Annotated in this window: 21 protein-coding genes and 2 pseudogenes; 5 read left to right on the forward strand and 18 right to left on the reverse strand. The window is 59.6% G+C overall.

What is annotated here, in order from left to right; genetic code table 11:
* Positions 1-35 precede the first annotated feature (35 nt).
* Positions 36-929, forward strand: a complete 894-nt coding sequence (locus tag AC3WOG_RS35715; RefSeq protein ID WP_492582585.1) for a LysR family transcriptional regulator — start codon at positions 36-38, stop codon at positions 927-929.
* A 263-nt stretch (positions 930-1192) separates the two neighbouring features.
* Here the strand turns inward: AC3WOG_RS35715 and AC3WOG_RS35720 are convergent, their stop codons facing one another.
* From AC3WOG_RS35720 to AC3WOG_RS35785, 14 genes are all read right to left on the reverse strand, one after another.
* Entirely contained in the window at positions 1193-1666 is a 474-nt protein-coding gene (locus AC3WOG_RS35720; RefSeq protein WP_492582586.1) for a DUF3788 domain-containing protein, read from the reverse strand.
* A gap of 413 nt (positions 1667-2079) precedes the next feature.
* Entirely contained in the window at positions 2080-2586 is a 507-nt protein-coding gene (locus AC3WOG_RS35725; RefSeq protein ID WP_492582587.1) for a YkgB family protein, read from the reverse strand.
* Between the two features lie 208 nt (positions 2587-2794).
* On the reverse strand, positions 2795-3244 hold the full coding sequence (locus AC3WOG_RS35730) for a GNAT family N-acetyltransferase (protein WP_492582588.1): 450 nt from the start codon (positions 3242-3244) through the stop codon (positions 2795-2797).
* 76 nt (positions 3245-3320) lie between these two features.
* Positions 3321-3791 (reverse strand): pyridoxamine 5'-phosphate oxidase family protein, encoded by a 471-nt coding sequence (locus AC3WOG_RS35735; protein ID WP_492582589.1) that lies wholly within the window; start codon positions 3789-3791, stop codon positions 3321-3323.
* A 71-nt stretch (positions 3792-3862) separates the two neighbouring features.
* Complete coding sequence (locus tag AC3WOG_RS35740; RefSeq protein WP_492582590.1) at positions 3863-4558, reverse strand: glutathione S-transferase N-terminal domain-containing protein; 696 nt, start codon at positions 4556-4558, stop codon at positions 3863-3865.
* A gap of 158 nt (positions 4559-4716) precedes the next feature.
* On the reverse strand, positions 4717-5634 hold the full coding sequence (locus AC3WOG_RS35745; protein ID WP_492582591.1) for an NADP-dependent oxidoreductase: 918 nt from the start codon (positions 5632-5634) through the stop codon (positions 4717-4719).
* Positions 5635-5699: 65 nt separating this feature from the next.
* The gene (locus tag AC3WOG_RS35750; protein WP_492582592.1) at positions 5700-6245 is read right to left on the reverse strand and encodes a carboxymuconolactone decarboxylase family protein; all 546 of its coding nucleotides are present in this window, start codon (positions 6243-6245) and stop codon (positions 5700-5702) included.
* 188 nt (positions 6246-6433) lie between these two features.
* Positions 6434-7069, reverse strand: coding sequence for a nitroreductase family protein (locus AC3WOG_RS35755; protein ID WP_492582593.1), 636 nt, complete (start codon positions 7067-7069; stop codon positions 6434-6436).
* 426 nt (positions 7070-7495) lie between these two features.
* Positions 7496-8452 carry an AraC family transcriptional regulator gene (locus tag AC3WOG_RS35760; RefSeq protein ID WP_492582594.1) on the reverse strand — a complete coding sequence of 319 codons (957 nt, stop codon included), beginning with the start codon at positions 8450-8452 and terminating at the stop codon, positions 7496-7498.
* A gap of 216 nt (positions 8453-8668) precedes the next feature.
* Positions 8669-9379 carry an SDR family NAD(P)-dependent oxidoreductase gene (locus tag AC3WOG_RS35765; protein ID WP_492582595.1) on the reverse strand — a complete coding sequence of 237 codons (711 nt, stop codon included), beginning with the start codon at positions 9377-9379 and terminating at the stop codon, positions 8669-8671.
* A 10-nt stretch (positions 9380-9389) separates the two neighbouring features.
* Positions 9390-9674, reverse strand: a complete 285-nt coding sequence (locus tag AC3WOG_RS35770; protein WP_492582596.1) for a DUF3331 domain-containing protein — start codon at positions 9672-9674, stop codon at positions 9390-9392.
* Between the two features lie 130 nt (positions 9675-9804).
* Positions 9805-10350 (reverse strand): carboxymuconolactone decarboxylase family protein, encoded by a 546-nt coding sequence (locus tag AC3WOG_RS35775; RefSeq protein ID WP_492582597.1) that lies wholly within the window; start codon positions 10348-10350, stop codon positions 9805-9807.
* A 38-nt stretch (positions 10351-10388) separates the two neighbouring features.
* On the reverse strand, positions 10389-11021 hold the full coding sequence (locus AC3WOG_RS35780; RefSeq protein WP_492582766.1) for an FMN-dependent NADH-azoreductase: 633 nt from the start codon (positions 11019-11021) through the stop codon (positions 10389-10391).
* A 113-nt stretch (positions 11022-11134) separates the two neighbouring features.
* The gene (locus tag AC3WOG_RS35785; protein ID WP_492582598.1) at positions 11135-11752 is read right to left on the reverse strand and encodes a nitroreductase family protein; all 618 of its coding nucleotides are present in this window, start codon (positions 11750-11752) and stop codon (positions 11135-11137) included.
* Positions 11753-12265: 513 nt separating this feature from the next.
* Here AC3WOG_RS35785 and pdxR point away from each other — a divergent pair.
* Together pdxR and AC3WOG_RS35795 are read left to right on the forward strand one after the other, a co-directional pair.
* Positions 12266-13678, forward strand: a complete 1413-nt coding sequence (pdxR, locus tag AC3WOG_RS35790) for a MocR-like pyridoxine biosynthesis transcription factor PdxR (RefSeq protein WP_492582599.1) — start codon at positions 12266-12268, stop codon at positions 13676-13678.
* A complete protein-coding gene (locus tag AC3WOG_RS35795; protein ID WP_492582600.1) occupies positions 13675-13821 on the forward strand; it encodes a hypothetical protein in 147 nt (48 codons plus the stop codon). The genes pdxR and AC3WOG_RS35795 overlap by 4 nt, the downstream gene beginning before the upstream one ends.
* A gap of 34 nt (positions 13822-13855) precedes the next feature.
* Here AC3WOG_RS35795 and AC3WOG_RS35800 read toward each other — a convergent pair whose 3' ends face one another.
* The 3 genes from AC3WOG_RS35800 to AC3WOG_RS35810 form a co-directional block, all read right to left on the reverse strand.
* Positions 13856-14488 (reverse strand): LysE family translocator, encoded by a 633-nt coding sequence (locus AC3WOG_RS35800; protein WP_492582601.1) that lies wholly within the window; start codon positions 14486-14488, stop codon positions 13856-13858.
* Between the two features lie 249 nt (positions 14489-14737).
* Entirely contained in the window at positions 14738-15277 is a 540-nt protein-coding gene (locus tag AC3WOG_RS35805) for a carboxymuconolactone decarboxylase family protein (protein ID WP_492582602.1), read from the reverse strand.
* A 30-nt stretch (positions 15278-15307) separates the two neighbouring features.
* Complete coding sequence (locus tag AC3WOG_RS35810; protein ID WP_492582603.1) at positions 15308-16057, reverse strand: sulfite exporter TauE/SafE family protein; 750 nt, start codon at positions 16055-16057, stop codon at positions 15308-15310.
* A gap of 94 nt (positions 16058-16151) precedes the next feature.
* On the opposite strand from AC3WOG_RS35810, the gene AC3WOG_RS35815 reads away from it, so the two are divergent.
* Positions 16152-17048 (forward strand): LysR family transcriptional regulator, encoded by an 897-nt coding sequence (locus AC3WOG_RS35815; protein ID WP_492582604.1) that lies wholly within the window; start codon positions 16152-16154, stop codon positions 17046-17048.
* A 48-nt stretch (positions 17049-17096) separates the two neighbouring features.
* Here the strand turns inward: AC3WOG_RS35815 and AC3WOG_RS35820 are convergent.
* Positions 17097-17276: pseudogene (locus AC3WOG_RS35820) on the reverse strand (DUF3363 domain-containing protein); the annotation flags it as partial.
* A gap of 45 nt (positions 17277-17321) precedes the next feature.
* Between AC3WOG_RS35820 and AC3WOG_RS35825 the strand changes: the two are divergent.
* Positions 17322-17537: pseudogene (locus AC3WOG_RS35825) on the forward strand (Tn3 family transposase); the annotation flags it as partial.
* Positions 17538-18058 lie beyond the last annotated feature (521 nt).

Here is an 18058-nt window from a genome sequence, read left to right on the forward strand (position 1 = left end):
TATAGTGCGTATGACCCCGTGAAAATTCGCCACCAATGACCAAGCCGACACTTGCCGATCTCACCGCGTTTTCCACTGTCGCAGCGCATCGGAGTTTCCGCCGTGCCGCCGATGCACTCGGCGTTTCGCGCTCTTCGCTAAGTCACGCCATGCTCGCCTTGGAGCGCGAATTGGGCGTGCGCCTGCTCAATCGCACGACGCGTAGCGTAGCGCCGACAGAAGCCGGCGAAGCATTGCTCGCGCGGCTTGCGCCCGTGCTCCGCGATCTTGACGAGGCACTGGATGCCGTCGCCGATGCGCGCGGCAATCCGAGCGGCACGCTCAGGATCAATGCCAATGAGAGTGCGGCGCGGCTGTTGTTGAAAACAGTGGTGCCGCGTTTTCTGAAGCGCTTTCCCGGCATGGCGCTCGATCTGGTCGCGGAGGGACGGCTCGTCGATATCGTCGAGCAAGGTTTCGATGCCGGAGTACGGCTTGGCGAGTCGATCCCGCGCGACATGGTGGCAGTGCGCATCAGCGATGATCTTCGCTTCGTAGTCGTTGCAGCGCCTTCGTATCTCGCGGGTCGAACACCACTCATCACGCCCGACGACCTTCGTAGCCACGACTGCATTCGCCAACGTCTGCCGAGCAGCAAGCGCTACCGCTGGGAGTTCCGCAAGCACGGGCAGGAAGTGGCGATCGATGTTCCCGGCGTGCTCACGCTGGATCACAACGGTCTGATGGTTGAGGCCGCGTCCGATGGTTTGGGCCTCGCGTATGTACCGGAGTCCGCGGCCCGCGACTGGCTGGACGACGGCCGGCTGGTTACCGTGCTGGAAGACTGGTGCCCGTTCATCCCTGGGCTCTGCCTGTACTATCCTGGGCATCGCCACGTGCCTGCTGGTCTGCAGGCGTTCATCGACGTGCTTAGGGAGGTAAATCGTTAACGCATGTGAATGTCCGTTGTCGAGGATCCTGACCGACCGCTCAGGTCACGTGCCACCGATCGACGACGGGCAGGGGGCGGCCAACTTCTGTCATTCGCGAGGATGGCGTGGACGACGGCTTTCCGAGGCACAACGGAGATTTGCTCATCGCCGTGCAAGCCCGCAAAGGGACACGAGACTAACGAAGTTCGCCCGCAAACACACCACAGTGTCTGTTCACCGCAACGTTCGTGTGATCGAGCCCGGGAAGGGTGCCACGGGTTTTAGGACTTCCGCGACATTCCACCGCATGAAAGTGTAGGGCGCTTCATACTCATAAGCTCTGTCACCTCATGCCGATCTTCCGCGGATGAGATCGGGACAGTCAGCCATTTCCCGTCAGGGTATGCTCGGGCTTCATCGTAGAGCTTGACCAACTGTGGGCTCCAGGAATAACGCCGCGCCTCAAACTTCTCTCGCTCAGCTCGCCCCAAGACCACCAGAACCGAAAGCAGCCTGTACGCCGGCAGCAGGGTGCAGAAGGCCTTGGTCTTCTTGTAGCGCAGTGACCAACCGCGTTTCTTGCCACCATATAGCCAATCTGGCGCGAAAACACCGGGGTAGCATGCCTCGATCCAGCTCCGCAGTTCGACCCAATGCTCAAACGCCTCCGGCCCTATCCAGTCGCGGACAGTACGCTCATCGGGTTGTGAAGATTTGTCAGCGATTCTGTCGCCGATATCGTTGAACTGTTTCAAGTTGCTTTCCTCTTCGTCTTCATGCGTGGAATGCTTCTGATGGTGCCGATGCTCTCCTTGCCGACGAATCTTTCATAAGCCTCTCGCAGGCAAATTAAATGCTTTGCAAGAGTCCCCATATCCTCTGCAAGCTGCAGTCGAGGTATCTAAAGTTCATCTATCCACGCTTCGGTAGGACCAATCGCCTTAATCGGAGACGGCCATGGTTGCGATGTCATCAAGGCAAATAAGCCGGCGCCGAAACCGAACTGGTCAAATTCAGGCGACTGCTAAAAATCGCCTGCGCATACCCATAATCGTCTTCCGCCAGTACGCCGTGATAGGCAGCTTCCTTGCCATTCGCTACGCTCCTGTGGGTAATATCTCATGTCCCGCCGAATATGCCGGTCCGGATATCTTGCCTTCTGTTCAGGTCACGACTTTTGAACGATAGGCCTCGTGGGCTGGACGGATGCCAGAAGGAGGGAAAGCGATGCAGCCAGCAGAACGACATCCTTAAGAAGGAACTGGCCCGGCAAGGCTGAAATTGCTGGAAACCCACCCGCTGTCGCTTCGGCGACCCCAGGGGTGCTCAAGAAGAAGGTGAGTGTGATCAGATAGGTCGCAGCCGACATCGCTGCTCCCAATGCGGAGAAAATGGGCTGGAAGGCTCCGATAATCAGAGCTGCTGCAGTCGACAGTTCAAGTGCACCTATAACGTAACTTGCACCTTGAATTCCGAATAGGGAGTGCAACCAGCTCATGATGGGGCTGTTGATGATGAACGGAGCGATGCCGTTGGCTTCGTAAGCAGTGAATTTCATTGCACCGAACCAAATAAAGATGACGACCAGCGCCCATCTGAGCACGGCCAGACTCGAGAGCGATCCAACGCTTTTTTCGGCGATTTGAAGACGGAACTGATTTGCGCGAATGCTCATTTTGGGTTTCCAATTCAGGTTGTTTTCCGGGTCGCTAGGAGCCGCCACTTTAGGCCTGCCCAGTACCGGTTGCGAGACTGCATGTGCTCAATGAAATGCGAAAAAGGATCAAAGTCACGAGGGGGCTGCTCGACGCCAACCACCTGTCGTTACCTTGCCAGGCCAACGATGTGTCGCACGAGTCCTGGGGACAGCCCCAACGTGCATTTCAGGCGAATAGTTTCCGGTACTGGACGAAACCCGAGCGATCACCGACGCTGTCGTAAAGCCGCATGCCGGTATAGTTGGTTTCGTGTGTCAGCCAGTGCACACGGGACACCCCGCGACGTTTCGCATCCGCATAAACATGCTCGATCAGCGTGCGGCCAATGCCGCGGCCACGTGCATCGGGAGCAACAAACAGGTCCTGAAGATAGCAGTAGTCGCCTGTTGTCCATGTGGATCGATGGTAGATAGAATGTACCAACCCGGCGGCGTGTTCGCCCACCATGGCAAGCGCCGCGTGCATCGGCTCAATCGGGTCCAGGAAGCGCGCCCATGTCTCGAGCGTCACGGACTCGGGGATATCCACTTCGTAGAACCGCTGATAGCCTTTCCACAGAGGAAGCCAAATATCAAAATCGTTGTTTTCAACGGCTTTGATCTCAACCGATAGCATAGATTTCTCCTGAGATTCAGCTCGGCGCGCATCAACGGGACCGGCCTCGCGAGCCCCTTGCGCACTTACCCCGCGCCTATTCGCCGATGGGTTTCACACCGTACTTTTGATAGTAGGTGTTCCTGATCTCGTCCTGACTTCGAGCAGGCTCGGCGAATACATGCGCCGGCGACAGCAGTGAAGTGATCGAAATGGTTTTGATCCTGACGACGTGATCGACGGGGTACTCGAGGCCGTTCGTCGCGCGGACCCAGTCCGCGATCATCGAATACTCATCATCGCCTGGCGGCAGTATCGACGCATGGCCCTTGAATCGATAACCGCGCCTCTGGAAGATGTCGATTACGTTGATCTCGACGGCGGGATTGCGCCTCAAGTTTCGTATCGTCCGGGGCGAGGCGATATCGGCGAAGTAGAGAACACGGTTCCTGACCGTCAAGGACGCCTTCGGCGAAAGATTGGGCGTCCCGTCCTCGTTGACTGTCGCGACGAATGACAATATCGCCTGCTTGATGATCGTCTCCACGTCGGCGTTGATTTCAATCACGGATATCCTCGCTTGAAAAGAATTTGAGCGGCTTTATGCATCCCTTTGCAGAACTTCCTGACGGCCTTGCTTCAGGCCGCGGTCACTGCCAACCCGCGCTGCACCGCCGGACGCGCGAAACCACGCTCGAACCAGCGCTGGACATGCGAGAAGCGGTCGAAACCGACAAGCTCACGCGCTTCGTAAAAGCCGATCAGGTTGCGCACCCAGCCGAGCAGTGAAATATCGGCGATGCTGTAGTCAGCGCCCATCACCCAGTCGCGGCCCGCGAGCCGTTGGTCGAGCACACCGAGCAGCCGCGCTGATTCTCCGACGTAGCGGTCGCGCGGGCGCTTGTCCTCATAGGCTTTGCCGGCGAATTTGTTGAAGAAGCCAACCTGGCCGAACATCGGCCCGACACCGCCCATCTGCCACATCAGCCACTGGATCGTTTCGTAACGAGTGTTGGGACCGGTGGAAAGGAGTTGCCCAGTCTTCTCGGCGAGATAGATCAGGATCGCTCCCGATTCGAACAACGCAAGCGGCCGTCCACCCGGACCGTCGGGATCGAAGATCGCCGGAATCTTGCCATTCGGGTTGAGGGCGAGAAAGGCCGGATCGTGGTGCTCGTTCGCCATGATGTCGATGCGGTGCGCCTCATACGCAAGACCCGTTTCCTCCAGCATGATGCCGACCTTCACGCCATTGGGCGTCGGTAAGGAAAAGAGCTGGAGCCGATCAGGGTACCGCGCCAGCCAGCGCGTGAAAATTGGATGATGGAGTGTCATGCTTTTTTTCCTGGGTAAACAAGCGGTGCCGAGCCGGGGCATGGCCGGCTCTTCCGCCTGGATGCATGCCGGAACAATCGCCACGAGCCAAAAGGACAACGATGATCCAAGGGGGACGCCAGAACGTTTCGCGCGCTCCCCGATTTCTCGCGGACTTATCACGACCGAACGCGGATAATCGTCTTCCCGTGGATCCGCTCGGTCCCGTTGAAGGTGGCAACGGCGTCGTCGAGGGTCGCGACGTTGCCGATGTTCGTGCGCAGCCGTCCGTCACGCACACGCTCGATGATCGCGGTCAGTTGGGCGCGGTCAGGCACGACGACGAAGTCGATCGCCAGGCCGTCGGCGGGACGTGCCTCGGTCGGGCCAGCGATAGTCACCAGCGTTCCCCGGCCTCGAATCAGGCCTGCGGAACGCTTCGCGATGTCGCCGCCGAAAACATCGAAAACCTGATCGATCGCGCCAATGTCTTCGAGGACGTCGTTCTCGAGGTCGACGAACTCCTGCGCGCCGAAGTCAAGTGCCGTCTGCCGATGGGCAGCACGTCCGGTCCCGATGACGTAGGCGCCGGCCTCACGTGCGAGCTGGGTGACCATCGAACCGACAGCGCCGGCCGCGCCGTGCACGAGCAGGCTCTGCCCAGCCCGGATGCGACCGTGCTCGAACAGTCCCTGCCACGCGGTCAGGCCCGGCATCGCCACGCTTGCGCCTACCGTGTAGTCGACGTCGCCCGGCAGCGGCGCGAGGTTGCGTGCCTCGACGGCCACATACTCCGCCAGCGTGCCGCTGCGATGCGAGTCCGTGATGCCGAACACCCGCTGTCCGACCGACAGCCCCGTCGTGCCATAGCCGAGCGCGCTGACCACGCCAGCCAGCTCTTGCCCGGGAATAACCGGCGTCCGGTCACGGCCGAGGCGATCGGTCCAGGTCGAGGGCCACGTCAACTCATCCCCCGTGAATCCGGAAGCATGAACCTGAACGACGACGTCGTTTATCGCTGCCTCCGGCTCGGGCCGCTCCGTCAGCTGCATCCCGGCCGTTCGCGCGGCCTGGTCCGTCACAATAATCGCCTTCATCGTCCACCTCCTTGTGAGTGGTCTATTGTCATTTCCGAATTCCCTCGCAGACGGGGGTATAGAGTTCAGATCGAGCCGGCCGGCGTAACCGCGGGAAAGTCCTTCTCGGGATCGAACACGTTATTGAAGAAGTTCGTCAGCGAGTACATGGCTACCAGCGCTACGATCTCCATCACGTTTGCATCTGTGTAGCCGGCATCGCGGACGGCTTTCAGATCGGCGTCGCTGACTTGCCCGCGGGCCTCGATGACCTTGCGCGCAAACTGGACGGCGGCGTCGCGCTTCGGGTCGGTAGCATGTCCTCTGCGGGCGAGAATGATTTCATCGGCTGGCAGCTTGGCCATGTGCTCGGCAGTAAAGCTGTGCACCGTCAGGCAGTAGTTGCAGCCGTTCACTTCGGAGACAGCGAGACCGATACCGTCACGCGTCTTCACGTCGAGCGCCTTGCTTAGCGAACCGAGCAGGGTGGCCCATGCGTTGAACGCGATCGGGCTTTGCGCGAAGCTCGCCATCATATTCGGGGTGAACCCGATATTTTTGGTGAACGCATCAAGCGTCGGCTTCGAATCGGCCGGCACTTGTTCCTGCGTCAGAGCAGTAGTTCTTGGCATCGTAGTCTTCCTTAAGTTACTGGTTTTACAGATGGAGAACGGTCCCCGCGGGGACCATCCGTTGGTTTACTTCGCGCCCAGGTCCTGGGTCGAAGCGGGTTTGCCCTTCAAGCAGGAGACACCTTGTGCTTTTCTTTCACTTGAGGTGGCTCGGTCTTTTCGGTTTGGCCGCTGCCACGGCGCAGCGCCTATACCAAATCCAGCACTTCGGCCACGGGACGGCGCGGCTTCTGCGCCCAGTTTCCGGCTCGCTCCGTTCCTACGGACAACAGCAGGACCGGTACTTCGTCCGCGGCCAGTCCGAACTCGCGGTGTACTGCTTCGTCATCGAAACCGATCATCGGCGTTGAACCCAGGCCCATCGAGCGGGCCGCATAGATCATCGCCGCCGCGCCGAAAGTGGCGGTGCGTACGGCCTCGTCGCGCCGGCGCTGCGGGTAAGCCATATACAGATTGCGTGCCGGGATTTCCCACTCCGGCACCATGGATGCAGGCATGACGCCCGCTTCCACCAGCGGTGCGAGACGCTCCGGTATCACACTGGTTTCGACCAGCTGGCCGCAGACGATGAAAGTGACCGCTGCATCTTTGATCGCGGGCTGGTTCCAGGCAATCGGACTCAGTCGCGCCTTGGCTTCGGGCGTTCGTACGGCGATGAAGCGCCAGTTCTGCAAGTGGAACGATGTCGGCGCGCTAGTGCCGATTCGTACCAGCTCGCGGATCTGTTCGTCGCTCAAGGTCGCGGCTGGGTCGTAGTACTTGGCCGCGCTGCGGCTCAGGATGCATTCGATGACGGGGTTGATCATGGTGATTTCGCTTTTCATGAGAATTCCTGTGCGTAGATGAGGTGCCGGGCGAAACCTGAATGTGTGATGCCATGCGCGCGCGGCAAGGCGGCTTAGATATCGGCAGTGACGCCGGTGGCGGATTCAATCGCGGGAATAGCGATACGGCTCATGGTGTGAACCCTTCGTCAGGTGGTTAGGAGCCTCCACTTTAGGCCTCGTCGATACCGCTTTCGAGTCTGGATTTACTCAATAAAATATCCAAAAGGATCAAGTCGACGCGGACGATCCATCCCTCGGTTCTCAACACGGCACGGCGCATGTCGTCTCGTCGAGATCGAGGCTTATGTGCTGCGGGTAAAGACGAACGCGTCGAGGGTCGCTCGCGCGAATGAGCGGCAGCGCCGACCCCTCTAGCGCCTCATTCGGGCCGCACACCGAAAGCGAAGCGATGATTCGCGGCCGTTACTGGACCTTGCGCGCGAAACGGCGCCATTGCCCCGGCGTCATGCCCATCCTCTCGGTGAACACGCGCCGGAATGACGACACGGATTGATACCCCACCGACTCGGCCACGGCCTCGGTGGTCATCATCGGTTTCTTCAGCTCGTTGGCAGCCAGGCTCATCCGGATATCGGTCAATAGTTCGACGGCCGAGCGCCCGAGCGTGTCCTGAAAGTGCCGCATGAAGGTGGCGCGTGACATGCTGCATAAGTCGGCTAACTCAGGCAGGTTCCAGGGCCGCGCCGGATCGGCGAACATGGCTGAAATGGCCGGCGCCAGTCGTGGATGGCCGGCCAGCGCCAACAGGCCTGCCGGGGCCTGTTCGGATTCGCTCGCCTCGCGCAGTACCAGCGTGAAGAGCACCGAGGAAAGGGCGTTGAGGATCGCGTATCCACCGACTTTGTCGCCCGTGGACTCCTCGCGCATCAGCCCCACGAAACTGGCCAGGTGGTTCGAAGCAGACCCTACACCCGTTTCACCATGACCTTCCATGGTCCGGACAACTACATTCGTGGGCAGGTAATTGCGAATCAGCCGATCATGAGGCGGCCCGATGAGAAATCGCCCGCACAACATGTCCAGACGCTCGCCTTGGCCGTCATTCTCGCTAAACGTCAATCCGGCGGAATCCCGGCGTTCGCACGTAGGCCCGGGCGCATGTCCGCTGCCATCGTGCAGCACGTGCGCCGACCCGTGAGGCAGCAGCACGATATCGCCGGCCACCAGCTCCCGGGCCGTGTCTGTCTCAGGATCCTCGATTATGGCCCGGCCCTTGAGCACGACGTGGTAGGGAACCTCATGCGCAGCGGACTGGGCCCAGGCCACACGCCATGGCGCACCATAGGCGCAGCGGACCTCCAGCCGGCCGGTGATGGTGATCATTTGCAGTAGGTGGCTCAGCCAATCGACTTGGGACATAGGACTCCGTTAGGCCTCGGCATGGAAAAGATCCGGAAGTCAGGGTACTCATGGAGGGTATTACGCCTCCAACCGAGAACTGGCACAATGCGGTTTTTCCAATATTGCCTTCGGATTGTCCGAAGGAAGTCGAGCTGACTACCGAGCAGGCCCGCGCGTGGAAATGGATGATTGAGTGTCGCTTTCTTCGTCCTTCACGGACAGCGCCGGCGCATCTCAGTGGCCAGCGCTTTGCCCGCCATCGACGTGCAGAATTTCTCCAGTAATGAACGGCGCCGAATCGAGAAAGAGGATGGCGTCGGCGATATCGCGTGTTTCACCCAGGCGTCCGATGGGGTTGAAAGCTCCCAGCGCTTCGTGAATTTCAGGCGCGTGCATCGGCGTCTTTATGTTTCCGGGTGCGACGGCATTCACGCGGATTCCCTTCTTCGCGTATTCGATCGCCAGTGACTTCGTGGCAGCGTTGATGCCGCCCTTCGTCAGCGCCGCCAGGACCGTGTAGACCCCGCTGATTGCAACCTCATCTATGCTGGCCGTGACACTCACCACATGACCACTCGAATGCTTTTCCATCTCGGCGATCGCGAGCTGCGTGATGTAATAGAAGCCCGCCATGTTCACGTTCATCACGGCGGCATAGTCTTCCGCGGTGTGTTCGGTAAAAGGCTTGCCGATGTAGATGCCGGCGTTGTTCACCAGCGTATCGATCCGGCCAAATCGTGCGACACCCTCGAAAATGACACGTCGGGCGGTTGCGGGGTCGCCGATGTCACCGGCTACCGTCAGGACGTTCGCGTCGTCCGACGGCTTGGTCGAACGTGAGGTTGCAACGACGGCATAGTCGAGCTCGCGAAATGCCCGAACGATCGCGGCACCAATCCCGCGCGAGGCGCCGGTAACGACAACAACCTTTCGTGACGTGCTCATACTTTAGTACCTAACGTGATGGTTTCTGGGGAAAGCCAGCTGCTGCGGAAGCAAGAATCATCCGATGGCGATTGATGGGCACTTGCGATCGATATAAACGCGGACGAAATATCGAATCCCCGCGGCGTATCGGCTTACCGGACAGCACACAAATGGCATCCGCGCGCGCAAGACCGATACCCCAGATCTGATTCGCGTAATGACCCAGACAGGGATCGCTCCAGCGTACGCTAATCGTCGTCGACGACAACTTCTCCACGATTGAGACGTGCAAGGGCGAATGTTCGTTTTGCATGGTCGGGCATCGCTCATCATCAAAACCTTGTCGGTAAGCCCGGATGAGTTCCCAAGAATTTTTGGCATCCGGGCTTTAGCGTCACGCTCGTATCAACCTCCAGGTACACCTGGAAATGGTCGATACACCGTCAGATCGAGCCGGCCGGCGCAACAGCGGGAAAGTCCTTCTCGGGATCGAACACGTTATTGAAAAAGTTCGTCAGGGAATACATGGCCACCAGCGCGACGACCTCCATCACGTTTGCATCCGTGTAACCGGCATCGCGAACAGCTTTCAGATCGGCTTCACTGACCCGCCCTCGGGTTTCGATGACTTTGCGCGCAAACTGGACGGCCGCGTCCCGTTTCGGATCGGTCGCGTTGCCCCTCCGGGCGAGAATGATTTCATCGGCCGGCAGCTTCGCCATGTGCTCGGCCGTAAAGCTGTGAACCGTCAGGCAGTAGTTGCACCCGTTCACTTCGGAGACAGCCAGGCCGATGCTGTCACGCGTCTTCACGTCGAGTGCCTTGCTCAACGAGCCGAGCAGGGTTGCCCATGCATTGAACGCGATCGGGCTCTGCGCGAAGGCCGCCATCATATTCGGGGTGAACCCGATATTTTGAGTGAACGCATCGAGTGTCGGCCTTGAATCGGTCGGCACCTGATCACGCATTAAAATAGTAGTCCTTGTCATTGCATTTATCCGTGTAGGTTACCTGGTTTTATTTTTACTTAAATGGGGCTCCGCACGAGGCTTACCATCGCCGGTTGGATCGTGGCTATAAGCGACCCGCGGAGTTCGGCCGCGCGCGCCTCATCGATGAAGCCTGTGGCCTGCAACGGCAGATAATGGACTGCATGGAGACCGATGCAGCCGAGTACAGCGGTAAGATAGGGCGTTAAGAAATCCGGCTGATTGGCCCGATCGCCCGTGAACACACCACCCGAAGCGATCGCGACGAATACGGGACGGTCCCGAAGCATTCCGACCTTGCCGGTCGGTGTCGACTTCATGGTGCGGCCGACACGAAGGATCTGATCGATCCACGCCTTCAGGACGGACGGGACCGTGAAGTTGTTCATCGGCGTTCCGATGACGATGACATCGGAACGCTCGACATCCTGAATAAGTCCCTCGGCCAGAAGTACTGCGTCGGCGGACCGCCCCGCCGCGGCCAGCGACGCGGGCGTCGAGAGCGCGGCGGCATAGGCGGCCCCGGTATGAGGTATCGGTTCATATCCCAGATCCCGGCGGTGAATATGCGCGTCGGGGAGGATCGCGAGAAGCTTCTCGACGACCGCCGCCGACAGCTGTCGACTGTGCGACTCCGGTCGCGGGCTGCAATCGATATGCAGGATATTCATGCCTCTTTTCTCCGGCCGCTTCACGAAGGCAATGGCGGCATCGAGCGCCTGTTCGGGATCAGAGTGGCGGGTCTTACCGCGTACCTTCCACGTGTCATCGGTTCCACCGATCATTAAACGAGCGCCAACACATCGGCCACGGGACGACGCGGCTTCTGCGCCCAGTTTCCCGGTCGCTCGGCTCCTACGGACAGCAGCAGGACCGGCACTTCGTCCGTGGCCAGTCCGAACTCGCGGTGCACCGCTTCGGCATCGAAACCGATCATCGGCGTCGAACCCAGACCCAGTGAGCGGGCCGCATAGATCATCGCCGACGCGCCGAAGGTGGCGGTGCGTACGGCTTCGTCGCGCCGGCGCTGCGGGTACGCCATGTACAGATCGCGTGCGGGGTTCTCCCATTCCGGCACCATCGCGGCCGGCATGACGCCCGCTTTGACCAGCGGAGCCAAGCGCTCCGGTATGACACTCGTATCGACCAGCTGGCCGCAGACGATGAAGGTGACCGCCGCATCAGTGATTGCGGGCTGGTTCCAGGCGATCGGACTCAGCCGGGCCTTGGCCTCAGGCGTGCGTACGGCGATGAAGCGCCAGTTCTGCAAGTGGAAGGATGTCGGCGCACTGGTGCCGATCCGCACCAGCTCGCAGATCTGTTCGTCGCTCAACGTAGCGGCAGGATCGTAATACTTGGCGGCGCTGCGGCTCAAAATACATTCGATGACAGCATTGGTCATGTTTCATCCTATAGGTGACAGGATAGGCTGTGGTACGAGAGGCTTTGCAGGTTTGGATTTGCTTGCGTTCCGGCAGATGCAATGGTTCGCGTCAGGCGGTTCGGATCAAATCTCTCCGACGCGGTAGACGCTTACTTCACCATCGTTAATCCTGGATTCGATTGCGCCGGATACCACCTACGCGCAAACGAAAGCGAATTTCTCGTGCAGGTGAGGTACCGAATCAGCGACCGGCGTGTACGAACTTCTATAGCGACCAGCGATTTGCCCGCAGATTGGGGATCTCCTGTTCAAAATTCGGCTTCACGATTTCGGTGGCCTCGTGTGCAGCAGCGCCAGCGCTTACGAAGCTCGCAGCTTTCACGCAAAACGCAGACAGAATCGGACGAATGATCATGGCCAGCTATCTCCGTGTTGGCCTTACATTTGTATCAACGATGGTGCGATTATTCTGTACCATCGATGGTGCGAATTGAAGAACCAAGATCACCCATTTTTGTGTGTACTAAGAACATGGATTCAGACTTGCAGATTCAGCTCGACCGGACAGCGAAGCTGTCCCTGGCAGAACAAATTCGTGAGAGCATCAGCAGGGCCATAGGGTCAGGCCTGCTCGCACCTGGCACCCGACTGCCCTCGTGGCAGGACCTGGCCGCGCAGCTCGGCGTGGCGCGCGGAACAGTTCAAGCGGCATATGAACGGTTGTCCGACGCGCAGATGATCGAAACATTCGGGGCAGGGGGTACCCGCGTGGCCCCGCGGCCCCGCGTGGCAGCGACTCAACCCCGAGCGCCGCGGCTCGGACCGTTTATGAGGGCCTATGAGGAGATGAACGCTGGGCCGGCGATCTTTCAGCTCGGCATTCCGGCGTTTGAAGGGCTACCGGAGAAGCTTTTTTCACGGGCGCGCTCTTCCAATCTACTGAAAACCGGATGTTTATCGTCCCTGCTCTATCCCGATCCAAGAGGGGAGTTCGAACTGCGCAGGGAGATCGCGGGCAATCTCTCCATCGCTAGAAACTTCCACTGCCACCCTGAGCAGGTGTTTATCACTTCGGGATACAGCTCCGGCTTAGGCCTGGCCCTGCGGGTGTTAGGTTTGGACGGTAAGAAAGTCTGGATGGAAGAACCCGGTTTCATGGTCACCCGAAAAGGGTTGGAGCTCGCTCGCTTGAATATCGTGCCGATACCGGTGGATGCAGACGGTCTCAACGTAGACTATGGCATCGAGAAAGCCGAGGACGCTGCGTTAGCCGTCTTGACGCCCGGTCAACAGGCTCCCCTGGGCTCGACGCTGTCGTTGAGGCGACGTCTTCAACTGCTTGAGTGGGCGGCCTCGAGCGATGCCTGGATCATTGAAGATGACTACCTCGGCGAGCTACAACTGCAAGGCAGGCCGGCACCTGCCATGGCGTCCTTGGGCGAGGGCAAGCGGGTCATCCACATCGGTTCCTTCAGCAAGACTGTTAGCCCGGCTCTGCGGCTTGGATTCGTCGTGGCGCCAACCGAACTGGCCAACGCATTCGCCGAGGTAGCCGCAACACTTGCCCCCGCGCCATCACCAGTGGTTCAACTCGCCACGGCTCAATTTATGCATGACGGCCACTACATCCGGCGCGTGCGTCGGCTCAAGCGTCTATATTCTGCCCAGCGTGACGCACTATCCGAGCAGTTGCGAATGCGCGACGCGGAGTGGGTTAATGCCGGCCTGGCAGTACTTCTCCGACTCCCCGACGGCGCACCCGACGTGCGGATCGTTCGCGAAGCGATGACCGTTGGCATGGCGCCATCGCCTTTGTCCGTGTGGTTCGCAAATCCGTCCTGGACTTTACCTGGCCTTTTGCTCGGGGTTGCTACGGCACCTGAACAGCACCTCGCCACATCGTGTCATCGACTATTCGAGATCATTGACCGATATCGCTCATGAGACATGCCGGGCGTCACTTGGGGTTTGATGAGCATGACGAATTGCGCCAGGGCATGTTCGATCTGTATAACGTGCGTTGCGAGCCGCGCTCGACTCCCGCGGGTTCGCAACTGCACAAATTCATCGGGGTCGCGCTTACCTGAAGCCTGCGGCGCGCTCCCCGCGCGCGCAAATCCGCTACCGTCGCGCTTCCATCGCCATCCGAACGGCCAGGCCCGTCAACACAGTTCCCATCATCCAGCGCTGCATCGCAAACCATCTGGGCCGGCGCGCGAGAAATCCGGCGATCCAACCCGCCGTCATCGCGACGAACGCGTTCACGCTGATACTCACCGCGATCTGCACGAAGCCGAGTGCGAGCGACTGGCCCAGCACGCTACCGTGCCGCGGATCAATGAACTGCGGTAGCAGCGAAAGATAAAGCACCGCGATTTTCGGATTCAACAGATTCGTCACAAAGCCCATCATGAACAGCTTGCGCGGGCTGTCGGCCGGCAGGTCGCGTACCTGGAACGGCGAATCTCCGCCCGGCTTCACCGCTTGCCACGCAAGCCAAAGCAGATAAAGTGCGCCGCCGAAGCGCAAAGCGTCGTACGCAAACGGCACCGCGAGTAGCAGCGCAGTGATGCCCAGTGCCGCAAACAACATATAGACGACGAATCCGAGCGCGACGCCGCCTAGCGAGATCAGCCCCGCGGCGCGGCCCTGGCAGATCGAACGTGAGACCAGGTAAATCATGTTCGGGCCCGGCGTAAGCGCGATGCCCAGTGCGACGAGGCCGAAGGCCAGAAGAGAAGTGTGTTCAGGCATTGCATGTCTCCATGACAAGATCGTGGTAATGTCCAGGCGCGCGGTGGTTCGCGGCTCCGGCCGACGGGAGGCGACGTCGAAGCGCGGTTTGCGTTCCCTGAGGGTGACCCATTGCGCAGCGCCAGTTGCGCGAAGCCGTTGACTATTCCACGACAACGGCTTGATATCTCTCGTATCGGCACGCGTTACGTCCATGAGGAGCCGGGCGAAACCTGGATGTGTGATGCCATGCACGCCCGGCAAGGCGGCTTACTCGACTTGCGGAAAGTCGACGTCGGTGCCGTTCATACGATTGAAGGTATTGGTGAAGATGCCGAGCGCAATGGTCAGCGAGATCTCCGCCAATTGGGTGTCGGTGTAGCCGGCCGCGCGGATGGCATTAAACTCGTCCTCGCTGATCGTGCCGCTCGTGGTATGCAGGTGGGACACGAAGCGCACCAGGGCATCACGCCTGGCGTCACCCGTGGGCTGCCCCGCGCGAATGGCGCGCAGCGCATCGACCGGCAGGCCCACTAGTTTGCCCACGAAGCTGTGCGCGGCCACACAAACGTCGCAACCGGTCTTCTCACTGACTAGCAGCTTGATGGTTTCGTGCTCTTGCCGGCTCAGGCTGCTCGAGTTCAATGTGCGCTGGGCATCGAGCACCGCAGCCAGAGACGCCGGTACAAGGTAGCCCAACGCGGCGTACGTATTGGGGACGCGGCCACCGGAAATCTTCTTCACCCGCGCATAGATATCGGCAATGGCGCCGGTTGCGGACATGATGTCGGGAATAGCGATACGGCTCATGGTGTGAACTCTTCATTAGGTGGCCAGGACTCAGGAGAACGGACGCAGCGTCAGTTCGAGGCCCAAGATGATGAGGAATAGGAGAAAGCAACGGCGGAAGGCTTTCGGGCTGATCTTCTGCCGCGCTATCGAGCCCAACCACATTCCAGCGAGAGCGGGAATGACAGCCAGCAGCGACAGGCCGAGCTGGTCGAGCCGGAACGCGCCATTGGCCAGGAGCCCTCCTGCGAGTGCAACCGTGGAGACGGTGAACGAAAGGCCAAGAGCCTGCACGAGCTCGTCTTTCTGAAGACCGAACGATTGCAAATAGGGCACAGCGGGAATCGTGAAGACGCCGGTGGCGCCAGTCAACAACCCGGTAACAATGCCGATGACGGGCGAAAGCCAGAACTCGAGCCGTTCCGGGACCGAGAGCGTTGGCAAGAACAGTGCATAGGCCGCATAGGCGATCAGGGCGATTCCCAGAGCACGTCCCGACCAGACGGGATCGACGACTACCAGCAGTCGCGTCCCCAGAACGGTACCGATCACGATGCAGAGCATCATTGCCCACAGCCGTCGCATGAGGCGGAGTGTGTCTCGCCCAGCCAGCATTTGCCACACGTTGGTCACGAACGACGGAATTATCAAGATCGCCGCCGCCGTAAGCGGTGACATGGTAGCCCCAAGCACGCCCATTGCAACCGTGGGCAAGCCCATTCCGGTTACGCCTTTAACGACACCGGCTCCGAGAAAAGTGGCAAGGAGCAGGCCGGTCAATTCGATGTTCAGAGTATTCATGCAGGGTATTACGCCTCCAACCAGGAACTGGCACAATGCGGTTTTTCCGATGTTACCTTCGGATTGTCCGAAGGTAATCTGTCAAGGTGGCTGCATGAGATTCGATCTCGCGGATCTGCGTCTGTTCCTCTGTGTGGTCGACGCCGGCAGCATTACAGCCGGGGCCAGACAGGCAAATCTTGCATTGGCCTCGGCAAGCGAGCGCATCAGTAACATCGAATCGGATGCCGGTGTCGCCCTGCTTGAAAGAAGCCGCAACGGGGTGGTAACCACCGAGGCAGGAGAGGCCTTAGCGCACCATGCGCGTCTGATACTCCGACAGCACAGCCTATTGCAGGGAGAACTGCGCGACTTTGGCGCCGGTACGCGAGGTACGTTGCTGCTGTACGCGAATACGGCGGCGTTGATGGGCCTCCTGCCGCAGAAGCTCGCACCGTGGCTGGCTCAGCGTCCGCGCCTGAACATTGATCTGAGAGAGCGTACGAGTGCCGAGATTGTGAAGATGATTGCCGCAGGCCTGGCCGAAGCGGGCGTGGTATCGGATGCGGTCAACGCCACAGGCCTCACAATCCAGCCTATCGCTAGTGACCATCTCGTCCTGATTGTTCCTGTTGCGCACAGACTCGCAGAATCGAAGGCAATCTGCTTTGCTGATGTCACGGATGAACGGTTTATTGGCTTGGAGGCCGGGAGCGCGCTTCAGGATCATATCGACGAACACGCTGCCGATCTGCGCAAGACGTTAGAACTCCGTATCCGTATGAAGAGCTTCGAGGGATCGTGCCAGATGGTGTCGCAGGGAGTGGGGGTAGCGATCATCCCACTGGCGGTCGCCAGGCGCTTTCGACGCAGATATCCGTTCAAAACTATTACGATCAGCGATAACTGGGCACGCAGACGGCTTTGTCTGTGCTTCCAGCAATGGCACACGCTGTCTGCTCCGATGCAAAGCCTGCTGTCGCATCTCGGCGGCGGAGCGCAGAGCCTGTAGTCGCGCGGCCGGCAGCGGGTGAATGCCATCTGGATTTCCCGGCCGAAAAGATCCATGTCGACGTGCGCTGATTTCATGTTCACGATGTGCGGATGCGATTAGTTCTACCGCGACACCACCACCGAGCTGCTGTGCGTCATACTGGCGGCCCCGTTCTGGCAGACCGTCAGGCATACGCCAGACACCTTCGATTTCGCGCTCCACGATGCCGGCCCGACGCATTTTCTCGGCGACAAACCGATCAACACCAGGATTCTCCTCGCGCCGTGGTAGGAATTCCTGCGACTGGCCATCTCAATCAAGCAAGGTACGGTGACAGCCTCGCTCATGCTTCGCAAGCTCGCGAGCTACCCCGGGCAAAATGGACCCGCGCGCGCCCTGCGCGAGCTCGGTCGCATCGAACGCAGACTCTTTCTGATCGCGTGGCTCCTCGGGAACACCGTCTATCTCGAACGCGCGGTCCGCTATGCGGTTGCATCCGGACGTTCCACTGTTGGGGTTGAATGACCGCGAAGGCTCGCGTGCCGCCGATCGACCTCGGGCAGTGACCGGTGGCAGGAGCATAAGTAATTGGGCGGTCACGAAGGTGGTCGGACACGCGCATGCTCATCGTAATCATCTCCGGTCTTGCCACACAAAGCCTCCACAGGAATCGGAGGTCAAGCATGGCATGCCGTCGCAAATAAGCTGCGACATCTGTATTTAGCTGAGATGCGACATTACAATTTGGCGCCTACATCAATGAGGTTGACTCTTGGCACCTACGGCGCGGTGTTGAGCGACAAAGGGAATGGCCAGTGTCAGCGTTTATCGACGCCTGAGTAATGTTTTGCAAGGAAAAGCCAGCAGGAACCGTTGCGTCGCTGCCCTGGCCGTTTCTGTTGCGCGAATTCCGGCCGTGAGCCTTGATCTGTCGTCGGTGGACGCCATAAAAACGCAACGCTCCCAAACATACCAGTTGTCGAGGCCATTCTCAAATGTCGTAGTGGCAGCAAAGTAGAAATGTCGTG

The sequence above is a fragment of the Paraburkholderia sp. FW306-02-B genome (assembly GCF_058782725.1).

Excerpts from the sequence above, each read along its gene's own strand:
- AC3WOG_RS35715 (WP_492582585.1), top strand. The coding sequence starts at position 36 with ATGACCAAGCCGACACTTGCCGATCTCACCGCGTTTTCCACTGTCGCA.
- AC3WOG_RS35725 (WP_492582587.1), bottom strand. The coding sequence starts at position 2,586 with ATGAGCATTCGCGCAAATCAGTTCCGTCTTCAAATCGCCGAAAAAAGC.
- AC3WOG_RS35730 (WP_492582588.1), bottom strand. The coding sequence starts at position 3,244 with ATGCTATCGGTTGAGATCAAAGCCGTTGAAAACAACGATTTTGATATT.
- AC3WOG_RS35740 (WP_492582590.1), bottom strand. The coding sequence starts at position 4,558 with ATGACACTCCATCATCCAATTTTCACGCGCTGGCTGGCGCGGTACCCT.
- AC3WOG_RS35745 (WP_492582591.1), bottom strand. The coding sequence starts at position 5,634 with ATGAAGGCGATTATTGTGACGGACCAGGCCGCGCGAACGGCCGGGATG.
- AC3WOG_RS35750 (WP_492582592.1), bottom strand. The coding sequence starts at position 6,245 with ATGCCAAGAACTACTGCTCTGACGCAGGAACAAGTGCCGGCCGATTCG.
- AC3WOG_RS35755 (WP_492582593.1), bottom strand. The coding sequence starts at position 7,069 with ATGAAAAGCGAAATCACCATGATCAACCCCGTCATCGAATGCATCCTG.
- AC3WOG_RS35760 (WP_492582594.1), bottom strand. The coding sequence starts at position 8,452 with ATGTCCCAAGTCGATTGGCTGAGCCACCTACTGCAAATGATCACCATC.
- AC3WOG_RS35765 (WP_492582595.1), bottom strand. The coding sequence starts at position 9,379 with ATGAGCACGTCACGAAAGGTTGTTGTCGTTACCGGCGCCTCGCGCGGG.
- AC3WOG_RS35770 (WP_492582596.1), bottom strand. The coding sequence starts at position 9,674 with ATGCAAAACGAACATTCGCCCTTGCACGTCTCAATCGTGGAGAAGTTG.
- AC3WOG_RS35775 (WP_492582597.1), bottom strand. The coding sequence starts at position 10,350 with ATGACAAGGACTACTATTTTAATGCGTGATCAGGTGCCGACCGATTCA.
- AC3WOG_RS35780 (WP_492582766.1), bottom strand. The coding sequence starts at position 11,021 with ATGAATATCCTGCATATCGATTGCAGCCCGCGACCGGAGTCGCACAGT.
- AC3WOG_RS35785 (WP_492582598.1), bottom strand. The coding sequence starts at position 11,752 with ATGACCAATGCTGTCATCGAATGTATTTTGAGCCGCAGCGCCGCCAAG.
- pdxR (WP_492582599.1), top strand. The coding sequence starts at position 12,266 with ATGGATTCAGACTTGCAGATTCAGCTCGACCGGACAGCGAAGCTGTCC.
- AC3WOG_RS35795 (WP_492582600.1), top strand. The coding sequence starts at position 13,675 with ATGAGACATGCCGGGCGTCACTTGGGGTTTGATGAGCATGACGAATTG.
- AC3WOG_RS35800 (WP_492582601.1), bottom strand. The coding sequence starts at position 14,488 with ATGCCTGAACACACTTCTCTTCTGGCCTTCGGCCTCGTCGCACTGGGC.
- AC3WOG_RS35805 (WP_492582602.1), bottom strand. The coding sequence starts at position 15,277 with ATGAGCCGTATCGCTATTCCCGACATCATGTCCGCAACCGGCGCCATT.
- AC3WOG_RS35810 (WP_492582603.1), bottom strand. The coding sequence starts at position 16,057 with ATGAATACTCTGAACATCGAATTGACCGGCCTGCTCCTTGCCACTTTT.
- AC3WOG_RS35815 (WP_492582604.1), top strand. The coding sequence starts at position 16,152 with ATGAGATTCGATCTCGCGGATCTGCGTCTGTTCCTCTGTGTGGTCGAC.